23 protein-coding genes and 1 tRNA gene are annotated in these 20,368 nt (G+C 61.6%); 15 read left to right on the top strand and 9 right to left on the bottom strand.

What is annotated here, in order from left to right; translation table 11 throughout:
* The first annotated feature begins 81 nt into the window (after positions 1-81).
* The gene (gene ttcA, locus C4J94_RS16180; RefSeq protein ID WP_124387107.1) at positions 82-906 is read left to right on the top strand and encodes a tRNA 2-thiocytidine(32) synthetase TtcA; all 825 of its coding nucleotides are present in this window, start codon (positions 82-84) and stop codon (positions 904-906) included.
* Positions 907-973: 67 nt separating this feature from the next.
* Positions 974-1,645 (top strand): DNA-3-methyladenine glycosylase I, encoded by a 672-nt coding sequence (locus C4J94_RS16175; RefSeq protein WP_124387106.1) that lies wholly within the window; start codon positions 974-976, stop codon positions 1,643-1,645.
* Positions 1,646-1,673: 28 nt separating this feature from the next.
* On the opposite strand, the gene C4J94_RS16170 is transcribed toward C4J94_RS16175, so the two are convergent.
* The 3 genes from C4J94_RS16170 to arsC are packed head-to-tail and all read right to left on the bottom strand — an operon-like array spanning position 1,674 to position 3,041.
* Positions 1,674-2,093, bottom strand: coding sequence for a DUF2069 domain-containing protein (locus tag C4J94_RS16170; RefSeq protein WP_124387105.1), 420 nt, complete (start codon positions 2,091-2,093; stop codon positions 1,674-1,676).
* Entirely contained in the window at positions 2,077-2,691 is a 615-nt protein-coding gene (wrbA, locus tag C4J94_RS16165; protein WP_124387104.1) for an NAD(P)H:quinone oxidoreductase, read from the bottom strand. Before wrbA ends, C4J94_RS16170 begins: the two co-directional genes overlap by 17 nt.
* Positions 2,688-3,041 carry an arsenate reductase (glutaredoxin) gene (arsC, locus tag C4J94_RS16160; protein ID WP_124387103.1) on the bottom strand — a complete coding sequence of 118 codons (354 nt, stop codon included), beginning with the start codon at positions 3,039-3,041 and terminating at the stop codon, positions 2,688-2,690. The genes wrbA and arsC overlap by 4 nt, the downstream gene beginning before the upstream one ends.
* A 115-nt stretch (positions 3,042-3,156) precedes the next feature.
* On the opposite strand from arsC, the gene C4J94_RS16155 reads away from it, so the two are divergent.
* Positions 3,157-3,618, top strand: a complete 462-nt coding sequence (locus C4J94_RS16155) for a TlpA disulfide reductase family protein (RefSeq protein WP_124387102.1) — start codon at positions 3,157-3,159, stop codon at positions 3,616-3,618.
* A 143-nt stretch (positions 3,619-3,761) separates the two neighbouring features.
* Here C4J94_RS16155 and C4J94_RS16150 read toward each other — a convergent pair whose 3' ends face one another.
* From C4J94_RS16150 to C4J94_RS16135, 4 genes are all read right to left on the bottom strand, one after another.
* A complete protein-coding gene (locus C4J94_RS16150; protein WP_124387101.1) occupies positions 3,762-4,166 on the bottom strand; it encodes an META domain-containing protein in 405 nt (134 codons plus the stop codon).
* On the bottom strand, positions 4,163-4,603 hold the full coding sequence (locus C4J94_RS16145; RefSeq protein ID WP_124387100.1) for a hypothetical protein: 441 nt from the start codon (positions 4,601-4,603) through the stop codon (positions 4,163-4,165). The genes C4J94_RS16150 and C4J94_RS16145 overlap by 4 nt, the downstream gene beginning before the upstream one ends.
* 71 nt (positions 4,604-4,674) lie before the next feature.
* Complete coding sequence (locus C4J94_RS16140; RefSeq protein WP_124387099.1) at positions 4,675-5,664, bottom strand: 2-hydroxyacid dehydrogenase; 990 nt, start codon at positions 5,662-5,664, stop codon at positions 4,675-4,677.
* Between the two features lie 162 nt (positions 5,665-5,826).
* A complete protein-coding gene (locus tag C4J94_RS16135; RefSeq protein WP_124387098.1) occupies positions 5,827-8,580 on the bottom strand; it encodes a response regulator in 2,754 nt (917 codons plus the stop codon).
* A gap of 205 nt (positions 8,581-8,785) precedes the next feature.
* Here C4J94_RS16135 and C4J94_RS16130 point away from each other — a divergent pair, with 205 nt between their 5' ends.
* Both C4J94_RS16130 and C4J94_RS16125 read left to right on the top strand, forming a co-directional pair.
* The gene (locus tag C4J94_RS16130; protein WP_124387097.1) at positions 8,786-9,514 is read left to right on the top strand and encodes a response regulator transcription factor; all 729 of its coding nucleotides are present in this window, start codon (positions 8,786-8,788) and stop codon (positions 9,512-9,514) included.
* Entirely contained in the window at positions 9,501-10,859 is a 1,359-nt protein-coding gene (locus C4J94_RS16125; protein ID WP_124387096.1) for a sensor histidine kinase, read from the top strand. Before C4J94_RS16130 ends, C4J94_RS16125 begins: the two co-directional genes overlap by 14 nt.
* A gap of 3 nt (positions 10,860-10,862) precedes the next feature.
* On the opposite strand, the gene C4J94_RS16120 is transcribed toward C4J94_RS16125, so the two are convergent.
* Positions 10,863-11,378 carry a DUF2062 domain-containing protein gene (locus C4J94_RS16120; protein ID WP_124387095.1) on the bottom strand — a complete coding sequence of 172 codons (516 nt, stop codon included), beginning with the start codon at positions 11,376-11,378 and terminating at the stop codon, positions 10,863-10,865.
* Between the two features lie 135 nt (positions 11,379-11,513).
* Here C4J94_RS16120 and C4J94_RS16115 point away from each other — a divergent pair, with 135 nt between their 5' ends.
* The 8 genes from C4J94_RS16115 (at position 11,514) to murB (ending at position 18,370) form a co-directional block, all read left to right on the top strand.
* Complete coding sequence (locus C4J94_RS16115) at positions 11,514-13,739, top strand: DNA internalization-related competence protein ComEC/Rec2 (protein ID WP_256657539.1); 2,226 nt, start codon at positions 11,514-11,516, stop codon at positions 13,737-13,739.
* A 109-nt stretch (positions 13,740-13,848) separates the two neighbouring features.
* Positions 13,849-14,484 carry a MotA/TolQ/ExbB proton channel family protein gene (locus C4J94_RS16110; RefSeq protein ID WP_122676958.1) on the top strand — a complete coding sequence of 212 codons (636 nt, stop codon included), beginning with the start codon at positions 13,849-13,851 and terminating at the stop codon, positions 14,482-14,484.
* Positions 14,481-14,909, top strand: a complete 429-nt coding sequence (locus tag C4J94_RS16105; RefSeq protein WP_124387094.1) for a biopolymer transporter ExbD — start codon at positions 14,481-14,483, stop codon at positions 14,907-14,909. Before C4J94_RS16110 ends, C4J94_RS16105 begins: the two co-directional genes overlap by 4 nt.
* Positions 14,909-15,919 (top strand): tetraacyldisaccharide 4'-kinase, encoded by a 1,011-nt coding sequence (lpxK, locus tag C4J94_RS16100; RefSeq protein ID WP_124387093.1) that lies wholly within the window; start codon positions 14,909-14,911, stop codon positions 15,917-15,919. Before C4J94_RS16105 ends, lpxK begins: the two co-directional genes overlap by 1 nt.
* A gap of 24 nt (positions 15,920-15,943) precedes the next feature.
* Positions 15,944-16,129 carry a Trm112 family protein gene (locus C4J94_RS16095; protein ID WP_003174668.1) on the top strand — a complete coding sequence of 62 codons (186 nt, stop codon included), beginning with the start codon at positions 15,944-15,946 and terminating at the stop codon, positions 16,127-16,129.
* Positions 16,126-16,890, top strand: coding sequence for a 3-deoxy-manno-octulosonate cytidylyltransferase (gene kdsB / locus C4J94_RS16090; RefSeq protein WP_124387092.1), 765 nt, complete (start codon positions 16,126-16,128; stop codon positions 16,888-16,890). The genes C4J94_RS16095 and kdsB overlap by 4 nt, the downstream gene beginning before the upstream one ends.
* Positions 16,890-17,354 (top strand): low molecular weight protein-tyrosine-phosphatase, encoded by a 465-nt coding sequence (locus C4J94_RS16085; RefSeq protein ID WP_124387091.1) that lies wholly within the window; start codon positions 16,890-16,892, stop codon positions 17,352-17,354. Before kdsB ends, C4J94_RS16085 begins: the two co-directional genes overlap by 1 nt.
* Entirely contained in the window at positions 17,351-18,370 is a 1,020-nt protein-coding gene (gene murB, locus C4J94_RS16080) for a UDP-N-acetylmuramate dehydrogenase (RefSeq protein ID WP_124387090.1), read from the top strand. The genes C4J94_RS16085 and murB overlap by 4 nt, the downstream gene beginning before the upstream one ends.
* Before the next feature lie 71 nt (positions 18,371-18,441).
* Here murB and C4J94_RS16075 read toward each other — a convergent pair whose 3' ends face one another.
* Complete coding sequence (locus C4J94_RS16075) at positions 18,442-19,113, bottom strand: Bax inhibitor-1/YccA family protein (protein ID WP_053256786.1); 672 nt, start codon at positions 19,111-19,113, stop codon at positions 18,442-18,444.
* A 152-nt stretch (positions 19,114-19,265) separates the two neighbouring features.
* On the opposite strand from C4J94_RS16075, the gene C4J94_RS16070 reads away from it, so the two are divergent.
* Both C4J94_RS16070 and C4J94_RS16065 read left to right on the top strand, forming a co-directional pair.
* Positions 19,266-19,356 (top strand) — tRNA-Ser (locus C4J94_RS16070).
* 534 nt (positions 19,357-19,890) lie between these two features.
* Positions 19,891-20,358 carry a hypothetical protein gene (locus tag C4J94_RS16065; protein WP_124387089.1) on the top strand — a complete coding sequence of 156 codons (468 nt, stop codon included), beginning with the start codon at positions 19,891-19,893 and terminating at the stop codon, positions 20,356-20,358.
* Positions 20,359-20,368 lie beyond the last annotated feature (10 nt).

Raw genomic sequence — 20,368 nt, 5'->3', positions numbered from 1 at the left:
CCCTCCCACATTGAATCTCTGGCGCTCACGTCGTTAAAATACCCCGCTTTTCGTCACACACTTCCAGCGGATCCAAGCGCCATGGGCACTCTTACGGTCAATCAGAACAAACTGCAAAAACGCCTGCGTCGCCTGGCCGGTGAAGCCGTCGCCGATTTCAACATGATCGAGGAGGGCGACAAGGTGATGGTTTGCCTCTCCGGCGGCAAAGACAGCTACACCTTGCTCGACGTGCTGCTGCACCTGCAAAAGGTTGCGCCAATCAAGTTCGAGATCGTCGCTGTGAACATGGACCAGAAGCAGCCGGGTTTTCCCGAACATGTGCTGCCGGCCTATCTCAAGGAACTGGGCGTTGAATATCACATCGTCGAGAAAGACACCTATTCGGTGGTCAAGCAGCTGATTCCCGAAGGCAAGACCACCTGCTCGCTGTGCTCACGCCTGCGGCGTGGCACGCTCTATACCTTTGCCGACGAGATCGGCGCAACCAAGATGGCCCTGGGGCATCATCGCGACGATATCGTCGAGACCTTCTTCCTGAACATGTTCTTCAACGGTTCGCTCAAGGCCATGCCGCCCAAGCTGCGCGCCGATGACGGGCGCAACGTGGTGATCCGCCCGCTGGCGTATTGCAACGAGAAGGACATTCAGGCGTATTCGGACTTCAAGCAATTTCCGATCATTCCGTGCAACCTCTGCGGCTCCCAGGAAAACCTGCAGCGCCAGGTGGTCAAGGACATGCTGCTGGACTGGGAACGCAAGACGCCGGGGCGCACCGAAAGCATCTTCCGCAGCCTGCAGAATGTGATCCCGTCGCAATTGGCCGACCGCAACCTGTTTGACTTCACGAGCCTTAAAATCGATGAAACCGCCGCATCGCGTTTCGTCAATGTAGTGAACCTCTAACGCCCAATAACGCTCTGAAAGACGGCGCTTACGGGCGCCGTTTTCATTTCAACTGCCAGGAGAGGGCATGCGCGATTACAAGTGGCTGCACGAATATTGTTTGAACCGCTTCGGTTCAGCAGCCGAACTGGAAGCCCATCTGCCGGTACCCAAGACCCCGGCGCAACTGCGCAAGATCAGCGATGACCGCTACCTGTCGACCCTGGCGCTGCGCGTGTTCCGTGCCGGGTTGAAGCACAGCGTGGTGGACGCCAAGTGGCCGGCGTTCGAACAGGTGTTCTTCGGTTTCGACCCGGAAAAGGTCGTGCTGATGGGCGCCGAGCACCTGGAGCGGCTGATGCAGGACACACGCATCATTCGCCACCTGGGCAAGCTCAAGAGCGTGCCGCGCAATGCGCAGATGATTCTGGATATCGAGCAGGAGAAGGGCAGCTTCGGTGCGTTTGTCGCCGAGTGGCCGGTCACCGATATCGTCGGGCTGTGGAAGTACCTGAGCAAGCACGGCCACCAGCTCGGCGGCCTGTCAGCGCCGCGCTTTTTGCGCATGGTGGGCAAGGACACCTTCGTGCCGAGCTATGACGTGGTAGCAGCGTTGAATGCACAGAAGATCGTCGACAAGGCGCCCACCAGCCTGCGCGACCTGGCGACCGTGCAGGGGGCGTTCAACCAGTGGCATGCCGAGAGCGGGCGGCCGATGTGCCAGTTGTCGATGATGCTGGCCTACACAGTCAATCACTGACCATGTGCCGGCATTCTGTGGGATGTGATCAGGTGGGCAGTGGCTCAACCGCCAACCGCCGATTCAACTGATGCCGCCAACGCACATACAACAACGCCGTACAAAACAGCGCCAGGCTCGCCGCCATCTCCAGCACCCCGAACCCTTGCCGGTTCGGGTCATACGCCGCCAGTGCGCCCTTGATGAAGTACAGGTTCACCACAAAGCACATCCACGAATGCCCGCGCGCGCTGCCCATGATCATGCCCGGCGCCAGTACCAGCAGCGGCACCAGTTCGATCAGCAGGATCACCCACGGACGCGCCCCGTGCAGGTCGGCCACGAACAGGTAGTACACGCACAACAAGCCGACCAGGGCGAAAAACGCCAGAAGGCTCAGTGCGCGTGCAAACTTGACCCGCGGTTCCAGCCAAGCCTGGGGCGGCAGTACCTTAGGCTTCCTGGCCACGGCCGTTCTCCAGCAGCGTGGCGGTTTTGGCCAGGCGCAGGCCCAGGGCGCGGCACAGGGTAATTTCATGGGGGTCGAGCATGCGCTTGCCGTCAGGCCCGGCGTGGTGGCTGGCGCCATAGGGCGTGCCGCCGCCCTGGGTGTCGAGCAGCGCCTGTTCGCTGTAGGGCAGGCCGGTGATCAGCATGCCGTGGTGCAGCAGCGGCAGCAGCATCGACATCAGCGTGGTTTCCTGGCCGCCGTGCAGGCTGGCGGTGGAGGTGAACACACCGGCGGGTTTGCCCACCAGGGCACCGGTGAGCCACAGGTTGCTGGTGCCGTCGAGGAAATACTTGAGCGGCGCGGCCATGTTGCCGAAACGCGTCGGGCTGCCGAGGGCCAGGCCCGAGCAGTTTTTCAGGTCATCCAGGCTGGCATACAGGGCGCCCTCGTCGGGGATGCTCGGCGCCACGGCTTCGCACTCGGTGGAGATCGCCGGCACTGTGCGCAGCCGGGCTTCCATGCCGCCTTGCTCGATACCGCGGGCAATCTGCCGGGCCATTTCGCTGACCGAGCCATTGCGGCTGTAATACAACACCAGCACATAGGACGTCGTCACGGCAGAATCTCCAGTACGTTTTCCGGCGGACGGCCAATAATGGCTCTATCAGCGGTTTCCAGGATCGGGCGTTCCATCAGCTTGGGGTGCTCGGCGATGGCGGCGATCAGTTGCGCTTCGCTGAGGCCGGCGTCGGCCAGGTTGAGGCTTTTGTATTCCTCTTCGCCGGTGCGCAGCAATTGGCGCGCGCCCAGGCCAAGTTTGGCCAGCAGGGCCTTTATTTGCGCAGCGTTCAGTGGGGTTTCCAAGTAGCGCACCACAGTGGGCGTCAAGCCCCGGGCTTCGAGCAGTTCAAGCGCACCGCGGGATTTCGAGCAGCGCGGGTTGTGATAAAGCGTCAGATCGGTCATGTGCGGGTCGCATCTTGCGTAAGGTGGCGGGTATTCTACCTGCGCTGCGGGCCGTCCTTAAACCGTAAGAGGCGATAGGTCGCAGCCAACGTTCATTTTTACGAAGGATTACCCCATGACAAGGCGACTGATCGGTGCATTGGCGATCATCACAACCCTGCTGCTCAGCGGCTGCGGTAACGATTACGGCGTGGACCAGTACGGCCAGAAAGTCCCGGCCGAACGCCTCGACAAGCAGTGGCTGGTGGTCAACTACTGGGCCGAATGGTGTGGCCCGTGCCGCACGGAAATTCCCGAACTCAATGCCCTGGCCGAGCAGCTCAAAGCGCAGAACGTAGGCGTGTTCGGGGTCAATTTCGACAATGTGCAGGGTGAAGAGCTCAAAGCGGCCAGCGACAAGCTGGGCATCAAGTTCACCGTACTGGCGCAGAACCCCGAAGCGATCTTCGATATTCCCCGCAGCGAGGCGCTGCCGGTGACCTACATCATCGATGACAAGGGCAAGGTGCGTGAGCAACTGATGGGTGAGCAGACGGCGCAAGGGGTATTGGCCAAGCTCAAGGCGCTGCGCGGTTAAGACAACGCCTCAAAAGCAAATGTGGGAGGGGGCTTGCCCCCGATTGCCATGTAATAGTCAACTAATGCATTGACTGGCACACCGCTATCGAGGGCAAGCCCCCTCCCACATTTGGATCCCCATTGATTCAGCGACTGGGGATATCAGCCTTCTTCGAGCCACAGCCGAATCGGCTTGCCGTCGGCGGGCCAGAAGCGGGTCTGCTCGATCGGTGAGATGTCCCAGCGCTGTACGCCTTGCAGGGCCTGGAAGAAGCGGTGCTCCTGCTCCATCAACGCCTCGGCGCACAGTTTGCGGGTACTGCCGATCGGGCCGAAGCTGAGCGAGTTGCCTTCAAGGGTGTACGGCGCAAACCAGTGGTTGCAGCCGCCGTTGCCATAGGCGCGCCCATCGGCACCGAGGGTGACGGTCAGGTGCGCGTAGTCCATCAAGGGCCGCTCGCCGATCCATTCCACCACGTAGCTGTGATCCTGCTTGAGCTTGACTGCATCACCGGCGCAACCACCCAAAGCCGCACCCACGGCGGCGAGCAGCAACAGGCGCTTCATTGCGCGGCCCGCTGGCATTTCGGGCAACGGTGCGTTTCGCCTTCGCTGGCCCAGCCGAGCTCTTTGATGCGCGCATTGGCGGCCGGTTGCAGCGGTTCCTTGGTGAGCTTGGTTTCCACCGCGAATTCGAACTCCAGCACGCTGTCGCAGCTGTCGCAATTGACCTTCCAGGTGTGAATCTCCAGCTCGCCGAATTTCGGCCCCTGGGCCATGGCGACCCATTGGCCCGCCGGGCGGATGGAGTAACGCGCATCACCTTCCACGGTCAGGCGCATCGACAGGGTTTTACTGCCGCGCAAGGTGACGATCAGCACGTCGCCATGCTTGATCGAGCCCCCATTGCCGGTGACTTGATAACGGCCAGGCACCAGGGCGCGGCATTCGATCAGGGTGTGTTGCGGGCTCAGCAAGCTGAAGCGGAAATCGTGTTCGGCCATGGATCCTCCAAATAGGCGCGGCATCCTATCACGGGTGCTGGCTCATCATGAGCCCGGTATGTGACCGCTGATCATCCCTCGACCAGGTTCTGCGCACGGCCCTCGGTCCAGGCCGCAATATTGGCCAGCGTAGTGCCGGCAATCCCCGCCAGTGCCTCGCGGGTCAGGAAGGCCTGGTGCGCGGTGATGATCACATTGGGGAAGGTCAGCAGGCGGGCGAGCACGTCGTCTTGCAGGGGCAGGTCCGAACGGTCTTCGAAAAACAGCTGGGCCTCTTCCTCATACACATCCAGGCCCAGGTAACCGAGCTGGCCGCTCTTGAGCGCTTCAACCAGTGCCGGCGTGTGGACCAGGCCGCCGCGGCCGGTATTGATCAGCATGGCGCCCGGTTGCATGTGCGCCAGGGAGTCGGTGTTGATCAGGTGCTGGCTGTCGGCGGTCAGCGGGCAATGCAGGCTGATGATCTGCGCCTCGGCGAGCAATTCGGGCAGGCTCACGTAGCGCGCGCCCATGGCCTGGACCTGCGGATTGGGGAAGGGGTCGTAGGCCAGCAACTGACAGCCGAAGCCGGCCATGATTTTGGCGAAGGTGGCGCCGATCTGCCCGGTGCCGACCACGCCGACGGTCTTGCCGACCAGATCGAAACCGGTGAGCCCGTGCAGGCTGAAATCGCCATCGCGGGTGCGGTTGTAGGCGCGGTGCAGGCGACGGTTAAGGGCCAGGATCAGGGCCGCGGCATGTTCGGCCACGGCGTGGGGCGAGTAGGCCGGTACGCGCACCACGCTCAGGCCCAGGCGTTTGGCGGCCGGCAAGTCGACATGGTTATAGCCGGCCGAGCGCAACGCAATCAGGCGGGTGCCGCCCTTGGCCAGTTGCTCGAGCACAGGGGCGCTGAGGTCATCATTGATAAAGGGGCAGACCACCTCGTGCTGTTGGGCCAGGGCGACGGTGTCGAGGTTGAGGCGGGCGGGCTGGAACTGCAGCTCGATGCCCTGAGGGCGCGGTTCGCCGAGAAAACTGTCACGGTCGTAGGCCTGGCTGCTGAAAAGAATCACGCGCATTAAAAAGCTCCCTGCAATTTGCGAATTGAAAAAATGCGAGCTGAATGTGGGAGGGGGCTTGCCCCCGATAGCGGTGTATCAGTTACGAATATTGCGACTGACACACTGCAATCGGGGGCAAGCCCCCTCCCACAGGGTTGAGCGGCGGCCATAAAAATCGGGTCAGGCGCTGACCCGCGCCTCACTGGCCAATCGCGCGATCGCCATGTCCAGCTCATCCAATGCGGCCATGGCCTTGGCGTCGTCCTGCTTGAGCAGGGTTTCGGCGCGTTGGCAGGCCGCGCGCAATTGCGGCACGCCGCAGTAGCGAGTGGCGCCATGCAGGCGGTGGACGCGCTCGATCAGGGCGTGGTTGTCGTTGGCTTCACGAGCGACCGTAATCGCCAGCCGATCGGCTTCCAGGGAGGCCAGCAGCATGGCGAGCATGTCGGCGGCAAGATCCGCCTTGTTGGCGGCCAGGCGCAGGCCTTCCTCATGGTCCAGCACCAGCAATTGCACGCCTGGGCCAAGGCCTTCGGTGACGCGCTCCGGCCCCTGGTTGCGCAGGGCCAGGCCGGTCCATTTCAGCACCACCTGGGCCAGCTGCCGCTCGCTGATGGGTTTGGTCAGGTAATCGTCCATGCCGCTTTGCAGCAGCGCACGTTTTTCATTGGCCATGGCATGGGCGGTGAGGGCCACCACCGGCAGTGGCGTGCCATGGCGTTCGCTTTCCCATTGGCGAATCGCTTCGGTGCTCTGGCGCCCGTCCATGCCGGGCATCTGCACGTCCATCAGCACCAGGTCGAAAGTTTCCTGCTTGACGGCGTCAATGGCCGCATAGCCGCTTTCCACGGCCTGGACCTTGGCGCCCATGTCTTCAAGCAGGGTTTGCACCAGCAACAGGTTCGCCGGGTTATCGTCCACGCACAGCACGCGCGGCGCACGGCTGGACAACGGCTCACCTGGCTCGCTGCGCGAAGGGCGCGGGCTGATCAGGTCGGCCAACGCGCGGCGCAGCTTGCGCGTACAAGCGGGTTTGGCCTGCAACTGGCTGTTAGGGTTGGGCACCGATTGATTGAACAGCATTTGCTCGGTGGTCGGGCACAGTACCAGCACCTTGCAGCCCAGGTGTTCGAGGTCCCACAGGTGCTGGTTGAGGCGCTCGGGCGGGATGTCGTTGGCGGTGACGCCGAGCACCGCCAAGTCTATCGCCTGTTCGGTCTGGTGCGCGCTGGTGATGCCGTTGGTCAGGCTTTCCAGGGTATTGAACGGCGTCACTTCCAGGCCGCAGTCTTCCAACTGGTGCTGCAGGGCCTGGCGCGCCAGCTCATGGTTCTCCAGCACGGCCACGCGGCGCCCGAGCAGCGGCGCGCTGGGCAGGTCTTCGACGTCGTCGCGGGTCTTGGGCAGGTTCAGGCTGATCCAGAACTCCGAACCTTCGCCCGGCGTGCTGTCGACGCCGATTTCGCCGCCCATCTGTTCGATCAAACGCTTGGAAATCACCAGGCCCAGGCCTGTGCCACCCGGCTGGCGCGACAGTGAGTTATCTGCCTGGCTGAAGGCCTGGAACAGGGCGCGCACGTCCTGGTTGGACAGGCCGATGCCGGTGTCCTGCACACTGATGCGCAACTGTACGCTGTCTTCCTGCTCATCCTCGATCATCGCCCGGGCAACGATGGTGCCTTCGCGGGTGAACTTGATCGCATTGCTGATCAGGTTGGTCAGGATCTGCTTGAGGCGCAGCGGGTCGCCCACCAGCGCCAGCGGCGTGTCGCGGTAGACCAGGCTGACCAGTTCGAGCTGCTTGGCGTGGGCGGCGGGGGCGAGGATGGTCAGGGTGTCCTGCAGCAAGTCGCGCAGGTTGAACGGCACGCTGTCGAGCACCAGTTTGCCGGCCTCGATCTTCGAGAAGTCGAGAATTTCGTTGATGATGCCCAACAGGTTGTCGGCGGATTTTTCGATGGTGCCCAGGTAGTCCAGCTGGCGTGGCGACAGCTCACTTTTTTGCAGCAGATGGGTGAAGCCTAGGATGCCGTTGAGCGGCGTGCGGATCTCATGGCTCATGTTGGCCAGGAATTCCGATTTGATCCGGCTGGCTTCCAGGGCTTCCTTGCGGGCCAGGTCCAGCTCGATGTTCTGGATCTCGATGGTTTCCAGGTTCTGGCGCACGTCTTCGGTGGCCTGGTCGATGCTGTGCTGCAATTCTTCCTGGGCATTTTGCAGGGTTTCGGCCATGCGGTTGATGCCCGAGGCCAATTGATCCAGCTCTTGGCTGCCCAAGGGTGGCAGGCGGGTTTCCAGATTGCCGTCCTTGAGCTGGGCCACGGCTTGCTTGATCAGGCCGATCGGCGAATTGATGGTGCGGCTGATGCGCAGCGCCAGTGCCGCCGTGCAGATCAAGCCGATGGCGATCAGCAGCAGGCTGGCGAACAGGCTGCGATAGCCGCGCAGCAACATGCCGTTGTGGGACAGTTCCACCTCGACCCAGCCCAACAGGCGGTCGGACTCATCCGGAATTACCTCGCCCGCCAGGTTGCGATGGCGGCCGAACACGGGCATCAGATAACGAGTGGCATCATTGCCGGTACGCTGCAGCAGGTGTGAACTGTTGCCGGTGGGCGGTTGATTGAGCATGGTCGGGCCGGCATGGGCCAGGGAAGAGCGATCCGGTGCCAGGAACGACACTGCGCGCACATCGGGTTGTTCAAGGGATTGGGTCGCGATGCGTTCCAGCAGGTCGGCGTTCCTGCTGCTGAGGGCGGGCGCGACCAGCGGCGCCAATTGCTCGGCGATCATTTCACCGCGTTGCAGCAATTGGGTTTGAAGCTCGGAGAGCTGCATCCAGGTGAAATAGCCCCCCAACAACAGGGCCATCAGGCTGGTCGGTAATAAAGTCAGCAACAGTACGCGGCCTTTTATCCCCATTCTTCTAAGCACGCCACTCTCCTGCTACCACATTGATATCAATCATCCACGCGGGCATCCGGCCCGCGCCACCTGCGCAGTGTAGCCATTTGCGCCGGCAGGAATCTCGTAAATTAATGACGCAGGGCAATCTTCGGGCCATTCGGCGGCGGACGGCGATTGCCTGTAACACTTTAATCTTGAATAATCAGTCATTGAGAATGACTTGCAGACGCTAATGAATCCCGCAGCCGTTGGCCTACCCAGTATCCTGACCATCGAAGACGACCCCGTGCTGGGCGCCTACGTGCATGAGCACCTGGGCCGCTGTGGCTTTGAGGTCACCTGGTGTCAGAATGGCCAGCAAGGTTTGCAACTGGCACGCGACCGGGCGTTTGACCTGATACTGATGGACGTTCTGCTGCCAGGGCTGGATGGGCTCTCGGTGCTGACGCACTTGCGCCAAAGCCATGCCATGCCCGTGATCCTGATGTCGGCCCTGGGCGCCGAAGCCGACCGTATCAGCGGCTTTCGCTTGGGTGCGGACGATTATCTGCCCAAGCCGTTCAGTATGGTTGAGCTGCGCGTACGCATCGAAGCCATTCTGCGCCGGGTGGCCCTGGATCGTCGCCCCCAGCCGAGCCTTGCGCCCTTGCGTGAGGATGCGCATCTGCTCGGTTTTGACGATGAGCGCTGCGATGTCTGCTACCAGGCGCACTGGGCCGGCCTGACGCGCAGTGAATACCGTCTGTTGGAAACCCTGCACCGCAATGCTGAAGAAGTCCTCAGCAAAGCCTTCCTTTATCAGCACGTGCTGCAGCGCGGTTATGCCCCGCACGACCGCAGCCTGGACATGCACGTGAGCCAGATTCGCCGCAAGCTCAAGGCGCTCGGCTACACCGAGCGCGAAGTGCGCACGGTGTGGGGCAAGGGCTATGTGTTGAGCGGTCACGATGAAGGGCTTTGAGCGGCTGCCGAGCAGGCACTCGTTGTTCTGGAAGCTGGCGTGCCTGCTGATCGCCTTTTGTTTGCTGATGATCTGGCTCAGTTGGTCCTGGGGCCGCTACATGGAGCAGCAAAGTGCGTACCTCTCTGAAGAGGCCCGCGCTACGCTGCGCGGCTATGCAGCGGGAGCCGAGTTGGCCTGGAGCACCCAGGGCAGCGCCGGGGTGGATGCCTGGCTGCAGCATATGAATGACCGCGAAACCACCTGGCTGGGTGTGATCGGCAACGACCTGCAATCCCTTGGCAGCGCACCGCTGAGCGACAAGGAAAGCCAGCGGCTGACCTTTTTGCGCGGATTGGACTGGCCGGTGAGCCGTCATACCAAAGGCCTGCCCTGGTTGAAGATCGGCTTTCCCGTCGATCCCGATGCCGGGTCACTGGTGATCGAGTTGCCCCAGCGCTTTATGCCGGGGCGCTATCAATTATTCTGGCGCGTCATGACCAACGGCGTGATTCCCGGGTTGTTTACCTTATTGCTGTGCATTGGCTTGTATCGACTGCTGATCATGCCCCTCAATCAACTGCGCGAGCAGGCCAATGCCTGGCGTGCCGATCAACTGAATGCACGGATGTCCGGGGACGCGACCAGTCGCCAGGACGAGTTGGGTGAACTGGGACGCGCCTTCGACCATATGTCCGAACGCTTGCAGGGCACTGTGCAGTTGCAGCAACAGTTGCTGCGGGACATGTCCCATGAATTGCGCACGCCCTTGAGCCGCCTGCGCGTGGCCTGTGACAGCGAGCAGGATCTGGCGCAGTTGCGCGAACGGCTGAATCGGGAAATCGACGCGATGCAGCGCCTGGTTGAAGACAGCCTGCAACTGGCCTGGCTCGACAGCGACAGGGCGCCGTTGCCCCAGGAAGACATTCAACTGCCGGCGCTGTGGGACATGCTGCGCGAGAACGCCTGTTTTGAAAGCGGCTGGCCGGCATCGCGCTTGCTGTGCTTATTGCCAACGCAGTGCTGGGTGCGCGGTAATCTCAATGCACTGGCCCAGGCCTTGGAAAACATCCTGCGCAACGCAATACGCCACTCTCCGGATCAGGGAAGGGTCACAGTGGACGGCGTGCGCGAGGGCGAACACTGGCATGTCTGGCTGGAAGATCAGGGGGCCGGCATCGATGAGGCCGACCTGGAACGTATCTTCGCGCCCTTTACCCGGCTGGACGGTTCACGGCCCGGCGACGGCGGCTTCGGCCTGGGCTTGAGCATTGCGCGCAACGCTGTCCAGCGTCAGGGCGGACTTCTATGGGCAGAAAACACCGGCCAGGGCCTGCGTATACATCTGCGTCTGCCTGCGCGGTAGCCATCAGCGTCGGCGCAGTTTGCGTTTCTTCCACTGGTGCGCAACCCACCAGCGCCAGTACCCCATGGTCAGGCAATAGGCCAAGGCGCCCAGCACCAATCCACTGACCACCGACCCCAGCAGGAACGGTTGCCACATCGTGCTCAGCTCGCCGCTGATCCATTCCCAGGTGAGGTTGTCCGGCAGGCTGCGCGGCGGCACATTCATCAGCCAGGCGCCGGTCATATAGGTGCAGAAAAACACCACCGGCATGGTGATCGGGTTGGTCAGCCACACCAGGCTGACGGCAATCGGCATGTTGCCGCGCACCACAATCGCCAGGACCGCGGCCAGCAACATTTGCAAGGGAATAGGGATAAACGCGGCGAACAAGCCCACGGCCATGGCGCGGGCTACCGAATGCCGGTTGAGGTGCCAGAGGTTCGGGTCATGCAGCAGGGTGCCAAGAAACTGTAATGACTTGTGTTCCCTGATGCTGCTGGGGTCGGGCATGTACCGTTTGAATAAGCGCCGGGGCATAAGGGGTCCAGGTCAGTTCGAGGGGCAAGTATGCGCGCATTCTATAAACAGATAATTCAGACTTTGTGACAAAACATCAAAGGCGCCGCTGGGAACCCCGACTAAGACTGAATGGATCATCGAAAGGAATGATCCATGAGGACAGGGATGTGCGCGCTTGCGCTGGGGTTGCTGGCCCTGCGTTTTCTACCCACGTTGCCGCCCACCGGTTGGCTGTTGGCCATGTTGGTGCTGGCCTTGATGCTATTGCCGTTTCGTACTTACCCGCTGGCGTTTTTCCTGTTGGGTTTGAGCTGGGCTTGCATCAGCGCGCAGTGGGCGCTGGATGATCGATTGCGACCGGCGCTGGACGGCGAGACGCGTTGGTTGGAAGGGCGCGTGGTGGGGTTGCCCCAGCAGACAGACACGGGCGTGCGCTTTGAATTGGCCGACAGCCGGTCGCGCAAAGCCAGGCTGCCCAAGCGCATTCGCGTGTCCTGGCACGGCGGGCCGGCGGTGCGCAGTGGGGAGCGCTGGCGCCTGGCTGTCACGCTTAAAAGGCCGTCCGGTCTGCTCAATTTTCACGGTTTCGACCACGAGGCCTGGCTGTTGGCGCAGCGCATTGGCGCTACGGGCTCGGTGAAAGACGGTGAGCGCCTGGCACCGGCCCGCCACGCGTGGCGCGACAGCCTGCGCCAACGCCTGCTGGCGACCGATGCGCAAGCCCATGAAGCCGCCGTCGCGGCGCTGGTGCTGGGGGATGGTTCCGGGCTGGAAGCTGAGGATTGGCAGGTGTTGCAAGACACCGGAACCGTGCACTTGTTGGTCATTTCCGGCCAGCACATCGGCTTGCTGGCCGGGCTGATCTATGGGCTGGTGGCCGCGATGGCACGGTTTGGCTGCTGGCCACGAAACCTGCCATGGCTCCCCTGGGCGTGCGGCCTGGCCTTTGTCGCAGCGTTGAGTTATGGCCTGCTGGCCGGTTTCGGCGTGCCGGTGCAGCGGGCCTGCGTAATGGTTGGCCTGGTGTTGCTATGGCGGCTGCGCTTTCGGCATCTGGGCGCCTGGTGGCCGTTGTTGCTGGCATTCAACGGCGTACTCCTGCTTGAGCCGCTGGCCAGTCTGCAACCGGGCTTCTGGTTGTCGTTTGCGGCGGTTGCGGTCCTGGTCCTGGCGTTCGGCGGACGGCTGGGGCCATGGAGTGTCTGGCAGGTATGGACGCGCCCCCAGTGGCTGATTGCCGTCGGCTTGTTTCCATTGCTGCTGGTGCTGGGATTACCCATTAGCCTCACTGCGCCTGTGGCCAACCTGTTCGCCGTGCCGTGGATCAGCCTGGTGGTATTGCCGTTGGCGCTGCTGGGCACCGCGTTGCTGTGGGTGCCGCTGGCCGGCGAGGGCCTGCTCTGGCTGGCCGGTGGAGCGCTGGAGGTGTGGTTCAAGGGCCTCGCTCTGCTGGCTGGGCAGTTGCCGGCCTGGACCCCGGCTGAGGTGCCGCTGGCTTATTGGCTGGTCAGCTTGGCGGGCGCGGTGCTGTTGCTGCTGCCCAAGGGGGTGCCGTTCCGCTTGCTGGGCTGGCCGATGCTGTTGCTGGCGGTGTTTCCACCCAGGCAGCCACTCCCCCATGGGCAGGTGACGGTGGTACAGCTGGATGTCGGCCAGGGGCAGTCACTGATCCTGCGCACCCGCAATCATGCCTTGCTTTACGATGCGGGGCCTCGTTCAGGGCCGGTCGACCAGGGCGCGCGGGTGGTCTTACCGTCGCTGAAAAAATCCGGCATAGAGCGGCTGGACATGCTGCTGCTGAGCCATGCCGACGCCGATCATGCCGGTGGCGCGGCAGCTGTTGCCCGCGGCTTGCCCATCAGGCGTGTGGTAGGTGGCGAAACCGAGGGATTGCCGGATTTTCTGAAGACTGAGCCTTGTGTCAGCGGCGAGCGATGGGAGTGGGATGGCGTGTCGTTCGTGTTATGGCAGTGGCCTGACGCCGTAAGTGGCAACTCGAAATCCTGTGTGTTGCAGGTGGTGGCCAACGGCGAACGGCTGCTGCTCACCGGCGATATCGACCGTGCGGCGGAGCGCGCACTGCTTGATACAGCATTGGCGGTGCCCACCGATTGGCTGCAAGCGCCCCATCATGGTAGCCGCAGCTCTTCATCCAGACCCTTTGTGCAGAAGCTTGCGCCCGAGTCGGTGCTGATCTCCAGAGGCAGGGGTAACGCGTTCGGTCATCCCCATTCACAAGTGCTGGAGCGCTATCAGGCCCTGGGCAGCCGGATATATGACAGCGCCGAACAAGGTGCGGTGCGTGTTCAATTGGGGGCCTTCCAACCAGCCGTTGTTGCGCGTAGTCAACGCAGGTTCTGGCGCGAACCGTTACCGTAATTCGGCGTTACCAAACACGGCGGGCTGCGACGGTCTGGTCTGTGGCCGACGAACCCCGCCGCTTAACCTATATGATAAAGTGGCGCACTTTTTCGAGGGGGCATTCACTGTGTGGGAATTGGTCAAATCCGGCGGCTGGATGATGTTGCCGATCATCATGAGTTCCATTGCCGCACTCGGCATCGTCGCCGAACGCCTGTGGACCCTGCGCGCCAGTCGCGTCACCCCCGAGCACTTGCTGGGGCAAGTCTGGGGCTGGATCAAGAACAAGCAGCTCGACAAACAGAAACTCAAGGAGCTGCGCGCCAATTCGCCGCTGGGTGAAATCCTCGCCGCCGGCCTGGCCAACTCCAAGCATGGTCGCGAGATCATGAAAGAGTGCATCGAGGAAGCCGCTGCGCGGGTGATCCATGAACTGGAGCGCTACATCAACGCCCTCGGCACCATTGCCGCCATGGCGCCGCTGCTCGGTTTGCTGGGCACGGTGCTGGGCATGATCGACATTTTCAGCTCGTTCATGGGCTCGGGCATGACCACCAACGCCGCCGTGCTGGCCGGTGGTATTTCCAAGGCCTTGATCACCACGGCCGCGGGCCTGATGGTGGGTATCCCTTCGGTATTCTTCCACCGTTTCCTGCAACGGCGCATCGATGAACTGGTGGTCGGCATGGAGCAGGAAGCCATCAAGCTGGTGGAGGTGGTGCAGGGCGACCGTGATGTGGACCTGGTCGAGGGCAAAGCGTGAAATTTCGCCGCAAGCAACGGGAAAACGTCGATATCAACCTCGCGTCACTGATTGACGTGGTGTTTATCCTGCTGCTGTTCTTTGTCGTCACGACCACATTCACCCGGGAAACCCAGCTGCGTGTCGACTTGCCCGAAGCGGTGAGCGGCTCGCCAGCCGAAGACCAGCAGGTCAAGCAGCTGGACATCGCCATTAGCGCCGACGGGGTGTTTTCGGTGAATAACCAGTTGCTCGAAAAGAACGACCTGGCCAGCTTGATGGGCGCCTTGCAGAAGGAATCCGGGGGTGACACCAGCATGCCACTGTCGATCAGTGCAGACGGCAAGACCCAGCACCAGGCTGTGATCACCGCGATGGACGCTGCCGGCAAACTCGGCTTCAGCCACCTGCGCATGACCACTGTCGAGGCGGCGAGCCCACCCTGATGGCCATGTCCGATCGTTTGCTCAAGGCCTGGTACGAGGGGCATCCGGCCCTCACGCTGTTACGGCCGCTGGAGTCTTTGTATCGCCGGGTGGTGCAGCGCAAGCGTGCGCGTTTCCTGGCGGGTGAGGGCACTATCTACCAGGCGCCAGTACCGGTTGTGGTGGTGGGTAATATCACCGTAGGCGGTACTGGCAAGACGCCGCTGATCCTGTGGATGATCGAGCACTGTCGGCGCAGTGGGCTGCGCGTAGGCGTGGTCAGCCGTGGGTATGGCGCCAAGCCGCCACACTTGCCATGGCGGGTCGAGGCCAGCCACAGTGCCGAAGTGGCCGGCGACGAGCCTTTGCTGATCGTGCAGCGCTGCGGTGTACCGTTGATGATCGACCCGGATCGCAGCCGTGCGGTACAAGCGCTGCTGGCCAGCGAAACCCTGGACCTGATCCTTTCCGACGACGGCCTGCAACACTACCGTCTGGCCCGCGATCTCGAACTGGTGCTGATCGATGCAGCCCGTGGCCTGGGCAATCGCCGCTGCCTGCCGGCCGGGCCGTTGCGCGAGCCGGTGGAGCGCCTGCACAGCGTCGATGCGCTGCTGTATAACGGTGCCGCCTCGGACCGCGAAGACGGCTTTGCCTTCCGCCTGCAGCCTTCGGCGCTGGTCAACCTGCAGAGCGGCGAGCGACAGCCGGTCAGTTATTTTCCGGCAGGCCAACCGGTGCACGCGGTTGCCGGTATCGGTAACCCGCAACGTTTCTTCAATACCCTCGAAACGCTACACTGGCAGCCGATTCCCCATGGGTTTGCCGACCACGCGCCCTACAGCGCCGAGGTGTTGAATTTCACACCGCTATTGCCACTGGTCATGACTGAAAAGGACGCGGTGAAGTGCCGCGCCTTCGCCCGGCCCGACTGGTGGTACCTTGCGGTGGATGCGCTACCGTCGCCAGCGTTTGTCGCCTGGTTCGACACGCAGCTGATGCGCTTGCTGCCCAACCGTCTTTTGCCTTGAACCGCTTATCTCCAGGAATTACTCATGGACACCAAATTGCTCGACATCCTTGCTTGCCCGATCTGCAAAGGCCCGCTCAAGCTCAGCGCCGACAAAACCGAGCTGATCAGCAAAGGTGCCGGCCTGGCTTACCCCATTCGTGACGGCATTCCGGTGATGCTGGAAAGCGAAGCCCGCACCCTGACGACCGACGAGCGCCTGGATAAATGAGTACCGCCTTCACCGTGGTGATTCCCTCGCGCTATGCATCGACCCGCCTGCCGGGCAAGCCGCTGCAAATGATCGGCGCCAAGCCGATGATCCAGCTGGTGTGGGAACAGGCCTGCAAAAGCAGCGCTGAACGGGTGGTGGTGGCCACCGACGACCCGCGTATCATCGAAGCCTGCAAAGGGTTCGGCGCCGAGGCCGTGCTGACCCGCGAAGACCATAATTCCGGCACCGACCGCCTGGCCGAAGTGGCCACGCAACTGGGCCTGGCGCCCGACGCCATCGTGGTGAACGTGCAAGGTGACGAGCCGTTGATCCCGCCCAGCGTCATCGACCAGGTCGCCGCCAACCTGGCGGCCCATGGCGAAGCGCGCATGGCGACCCTGGCCGAACCGATCGAAGACAGCGAAACCTTGTTCAACCCGAACGTGGTGAAGGTCGTCAGCGATATCAACGGCCTGGCCCTGACGTTCAGCCGCTCGACGCTGCCCTGGGCACGGGATGCCTTTGCCAGCAACCCCGGCGTACTTCCGGAAGGTGTGCCATATCGCCGTCATATCGGCATCTACGCCTATCGCGCCGGTTTCCTGCATGACTTTGTCAGCTGGGGCCCGTGCTGGCTGGAAAACACCGAGTCGTTGGAGCAACTGCGGGCCCTGTGGCACGGCGTGCGTATCCACGTGGGTGATGCGCTGGAAGCGCCGCCTGCAGGCGTCGATACACAGGAAGATCTCGAGCGCGTTCGTCGCCTGCTGGGGGCTTGATGGAGGTCCTGTTTGTCTGCCTGGGCAATATCTGCCGTTCGCCCACTGCCGAAGGCATCTTGCGCCACAAGTTACGCGACGCTGGTTTGGCCGACCAGATCGAGGTGGCGTCAGCAGGGACGGGGGAATGGCATGTGGGCAATCCTCCGGATCAGCGCAGCCAACGTGCGGCCCTGGCGCGGGGCTATGACTTGTCATCCCAGCGTGCCCAACAGGTCTCCCGCGCCGACTTTGCGCGTTACGACCTGATCCTGGCCATGGACCACAGCAACCTGCGCAACCTCAAGGCCATGCAGCCTGCGCAGGGCAAGGCACAGCTGGATTTGTTCCTGCAGCGTTTCGATGGCGAAGTGGACGAGGTGCCAGACCCTTACTACGAAGGCGAACAAGGTTTTGAGCGGGTCCTGGACCTGATCGAGCGTGCCTGTGATTTATTGGTGATCGAATTGAAGGGGCGGTTATGACCTTGCAAGTACAGGCGCAGGTATCGCTCAAACCCTTCAACAGCTTTGGCATCGATGTACGCGCCCAACTGTTTGCCGAGGCCCGCAGTGATGCCGATGTGCAGCAAGCCCTGGCCTACGCCGAGGCGCACGGTGTGCCATTGCTGGTGATCGGGGGCGGCAGCAACCTGCTGCTGACCCAGGATGTGCCTGCCCTGGTATTGCGCATGGCGACCCAGGGTATTCGCGTGCTGCACGACGACGGCGTGCACGTGGTGGTCGAGGCTGAAGCGGGCGAAGCCTGGCACCCCTTTGTGCTATGGACCCTTGAGCAGGGTTTTTGCGGCCTGGAAAACCTCAGCCTCATTCCGGGCACGGTGGGGGCGGCGCCCATGCAAAACATCGGTGCCTACGGCGTTGAGATCAAGGACGTGTTTGCCGGCCTCACTGCGCTGGACCGCCAGACCGGAGAACTGCGGGACTTCAGCCTGCAGGAATGCAGGTTTGCCTACCGCGACAGCCTGTTCAAACATGAAGTCGGGCGTTGGTTGATCCTGCGCGTGCGTTTTGCCCTGAGCCGCGCCAGCCACCTGAAACTCGACTACGGCCCGGTGCAGCAGCGCCTGGCCGGGCAGGGGATTACCGACGCTACGCCGACGGACGTAAGCCGGGCGATTTGCAGTATTCGTCGCGAAAAATTGCCAGACCCGGCAGAGCTGGGCAATGCCGGCAGTTTCTTCAAAAATCCGCTGGTACCCCAGGCCCTGGCTGCCGAACTGAAAGGCCAGTATCCGGACCTGGTGGCCTACCCACAGGCAGACGGGCAGACCAAGCTCGCCGCCGGTTGGCTGATCGACAAGGCGGGTTGGAAGGGCTTTCGCGATGGCGATGCCGGCGTGCATAAAATGCAAGCGCTGGTGCTGGTGAACTATGGCGCGGCCAGCGGCCGTGACATTGCCAACCTGGCGCTGCGTATCCAGCGGGATATCGCCGAACGTTTCGGGGTAGAGCTCGAGATGGAGCCCAACCAGTACTGATCGGCCAACACCGCGGCCAATAAAAATGCCCCGTATCTCGCGATACGGGGCATTTTTTACAGCGTTAACAATCAGTCGTCGCGGCTCATGATGCCGAAGATCTGCAACAGGCTGATAAACAGGTTGTAGATCGACACATACAGGCTGATGGTGGCCATGATGTAGTTACGCTCACCACCATGGATGATGGCGCTGGTCTGAAACAGGATGCACACCGAGGAGAACAGCACGAAACCTGCGCTGATCGCCAGTTGCAGGCCGCTGATCTGGAAGAACATGCCGGCTACCACAGCCGCCAGCAACACGAAGAAACCAGCGGTAATGAAGCCGCCCAGGAAGCTCATGTCCTTACGGCTGATCAGCACGTACGCCGACAGGCCACCAAACACCAATGCGGTCATGGCAAACGCCGAACTGACCACCTCCGCGCCGCCGGCCATGCCGAGGTAACGGTTGAGGATCGGGCCGAGGATAAAGCCCATGAAGCCGGTCAAGGCAAACGCCGACACCAGGCCCCACGCCGAGTCACGCAGCTTGTTGGTCAGGAAGAACAGACCATAGAAGCCGATCAACACGACAAAGATATTCGGGTAACCGACGCGCATCTGCTGGGCCACGTAAGCCATCACGCCGCTGAATGCGAGGGTAAGGGCGAGCAGGCCGTACGTATTGCGCAAGACGCGGCTGACTTCAAGCTGCTCAGCCTGCGCGTTGCCATTCACTGCGTAATTCTGTTCGCGCATGGCGACACTCCTTCAGTTTTGAAACGTTCAGTCGCAAAGATCATAACAGACGCTCTGTAACAAGCTATGCAGAGAGTTTGACAGTGTGTTTCATTCGGGTATTATGGCGCCCGCTGAGACGGGATGAGCTATCATAATCCTGTGACGCACAAGGGAAATTGGCAGAGTGGTTGAATGCACCGGTCTTGAAAACCGGCGAACGTTAATAGCGTTCCCAGGGTTCGAATCCCTGGTTTCCCGCCAAGATTGACACGAAAGCCTCGCGAAAGCGGGGCTTTTGCGTTTCTGGGGTTCGTCCCAGCGCAGACCCCACAGCCGCTTGCCCGTGTGCCTCAGCATGCGGATGGCATCGCCCAAGTCCAGGATCTCACTGGCAGCTTTCGGGCAGGATCACCTCAACCTGGAGTTTCGGCAGCTTGGTTTAGACTTCTTCGCGCTGCTCGTGAAGCTTGCGGCCTGCGCCTCCCATTCGTAGCCGGGCTTGGTCATTGCCGGTGGGCGCGCAGGTGCAAGTGCTGACGTAATAGGGTTGTCGTGCGTGGAAATTTCGACCAACTGAATCCGCTGTACACCAATAGACGCGACGAAGCATTGCACGCGGTGGCCTTGGCAAGAGGGCAGCGCTACGTTTAATGCATAAATGCATAAATGCATAAATGCATATTTGAAAAGGGCGTGTATTTTAGACAGGCATATATGTCTAAGTGCCATCACTCAGATACAATCCGCGCCGGCCGTATCTCGGCTATGCCAATGAAGGCGCAATGGAGTGATTGTATGAAGATGGGAAAGGTGGCAGGTGCCGTAGCGTTTGCTGCGATGGTTGTCATTAGCGGCTGCGCCAGCATCGTGAGCGATAGTAAGCCGAAAGTGGGTCTGTACAGCGTGCCGACAAATGCAAACTACGTAATCAAGAACAGCAATGGAGCTGTGCTGTCGAAGGGCGTCACGCCAGGCACAGCATTGCTGGAGACGAGCAGGGGCTACTTCAAAAGCCAAAGCTACACCGTCACATTTCAGAAGGAAGGCTACACAGAGACGACTGTTCCTCTGAAATCGACTGTCAGTGGCTGGTACTGGGGCAACCTGCTGATTGGTGGCTTGATAGGCATGCTGATCGTTGACCCACTCACAGGCGCCATGTACACGCTCCCAGATGACGCTACTGGGAAGTTGAGCGCTGTGAGTCTTCCAGCATCATCGCAGCCACAAGCCTCTACTTCAGCAAAATTAATCGCAAATTAAGAAAAGCCCG

Source organism: Pseudomonas sp. R5-89-07 (genome assembly GCF_003851685.1).
Classification (GTDB): Bacteria; Pseudomonadota; Gammaproteobacteria; order Pseudomonadales; family Pseudomonadaceae; genus Aquipseudomonas.
Note: the sequence above shows the minus strand (reverse complement) of the source record. Positions and strands in the feature narration are given on the sequence as shown.

Excerpts from the sequence above, each read along its gene's own strand:
- ttcA (WP_124387107.1), top strand. The coding sequence starts at position 82 with ATGGGCACTCTTACGGTCAATCAGAACAAACTGCAAAAACGCCTGCGT.
- C4J94_RS16175 (WP_124387106.1), top strand. The coding sequence starts at position 974 with ATGCGCGATTACAAGTGGCTGCACGAATATTGTTTGAACCGCTTCGGT.
- arsC (WP_124387103.1), bottom strand. The coding sequence starts at position 3,041 with ATGACCGATCTGACGCTTTATCACAACCCGCGCTGCTCGAAATCCCGC.
- C4J94_RS16155 (WP_124387102.1), top strand. The coding sequence starts at position 3,157 with ATGACAAGGCGACTGATCGGTGCATTGGCGATCATCACAACCCTGCTG.
- C4J94_RS16150 (WP_124387101.1), bottom strand. The coding sequence starts at position 4,166 with ATGAAGCGCCTGTTGCTGCTCGCCGCCGTGGGTGCGGCTTTGGGTGGT.
- C4J94_RS16145 (WP_124387100.1), bottom strand. The coding sequence starts at position 4,603 with ATGGCCGAACACGATTTCCGCTTCAGCTTGCTGAGCCCGCAACACACC.
- C4J94_RS16140 (WP_124387099.1), bottom strand. The coding sequence starts at position 5,664 with ATGCGCGTGATTCTTTTCAGCAGCCAGGCCTACGACCGTGACAGTTTT.
- C4J94_RS16130 (WP_124387097.1), top strand. The coding sequence starts at position 8,786 with ATGAATCCCGCAGCCGTTGGCCTACCCAGTATCCTGACCATCGAAGAC.
- C4J94_RS16125 (WP_124387096.1), top strand. The coding sequence starts at position 9,501 with ATGAAGGGCTTTGAGCGGCTGCCGAGCAGGCACTCGTTGTTCTGGAAG.
- C4J94_RS16120 (WP_124387095.1), bottom strand. The coding sequence starts at position 11,378 with ATGCCCCGGCGCTTATTCAAACGGTACATGCCCGACCCCAGCAGCATC.
- C4J94_RS16115 (WP_256657539.1), top strand. The coding sequence starts at position 11,514 with ATGAGGACAGGGATGTGCGCGCTTGCGCTGGGGTTGCTGGCCCTGCGT.
- lpxK (WP_124387093.1), top strand. The coding sequence starts at position 14,909 with ATGGCCATGTCCGATCGTTTGCTCAAGGCCTGGTACGAGGGGCATCCG.
- C4J94_RS16095 (WP_003174668.1), top strand. The coding sequence starts at position 15,944 with ATGGACACCAAATTGCTCGACATCCTTGCTTGCCCGATCTGCAAAGGC.
- kdsB (WP_124387092.1), top strand. The coding sequence starts at position 16,126 with ATGAGTACCGCCTTCACCGTGGTGATTCCCTCGCGCTATGCATCGACC.
- C4J94_RS16085 (WP_124387091.1), top strand. The coding sequence starts at position 16,890 with ATGGAGGTCCTGTTTGTCTGCCTGGGCAATATCTGCCGTTCGCCCACT.
- murB (WP_124387090.1), top strand. The coding sequence starts at position 17,351 with ATGACCTTGCAAGTACAGGCGCAGGTATCGCTCAAACCCTTCAACAGC.
- C4J94_RS16075 (WP_053256786.1), bottom strand. The coding sequence starts at position 19,113 with ATGCGCGAACAGAATTACGCAGTGAATGGCAACGCGCAGGCTGAGCAG.
- C4J94_RS16065 (WP_124387089.1), top strand. The coding sequence starts at position 19,891 with ATGAAGATGGGAAAGGTGGCAGGTGCCGTAGCGTTTGCTGCGATGGTT.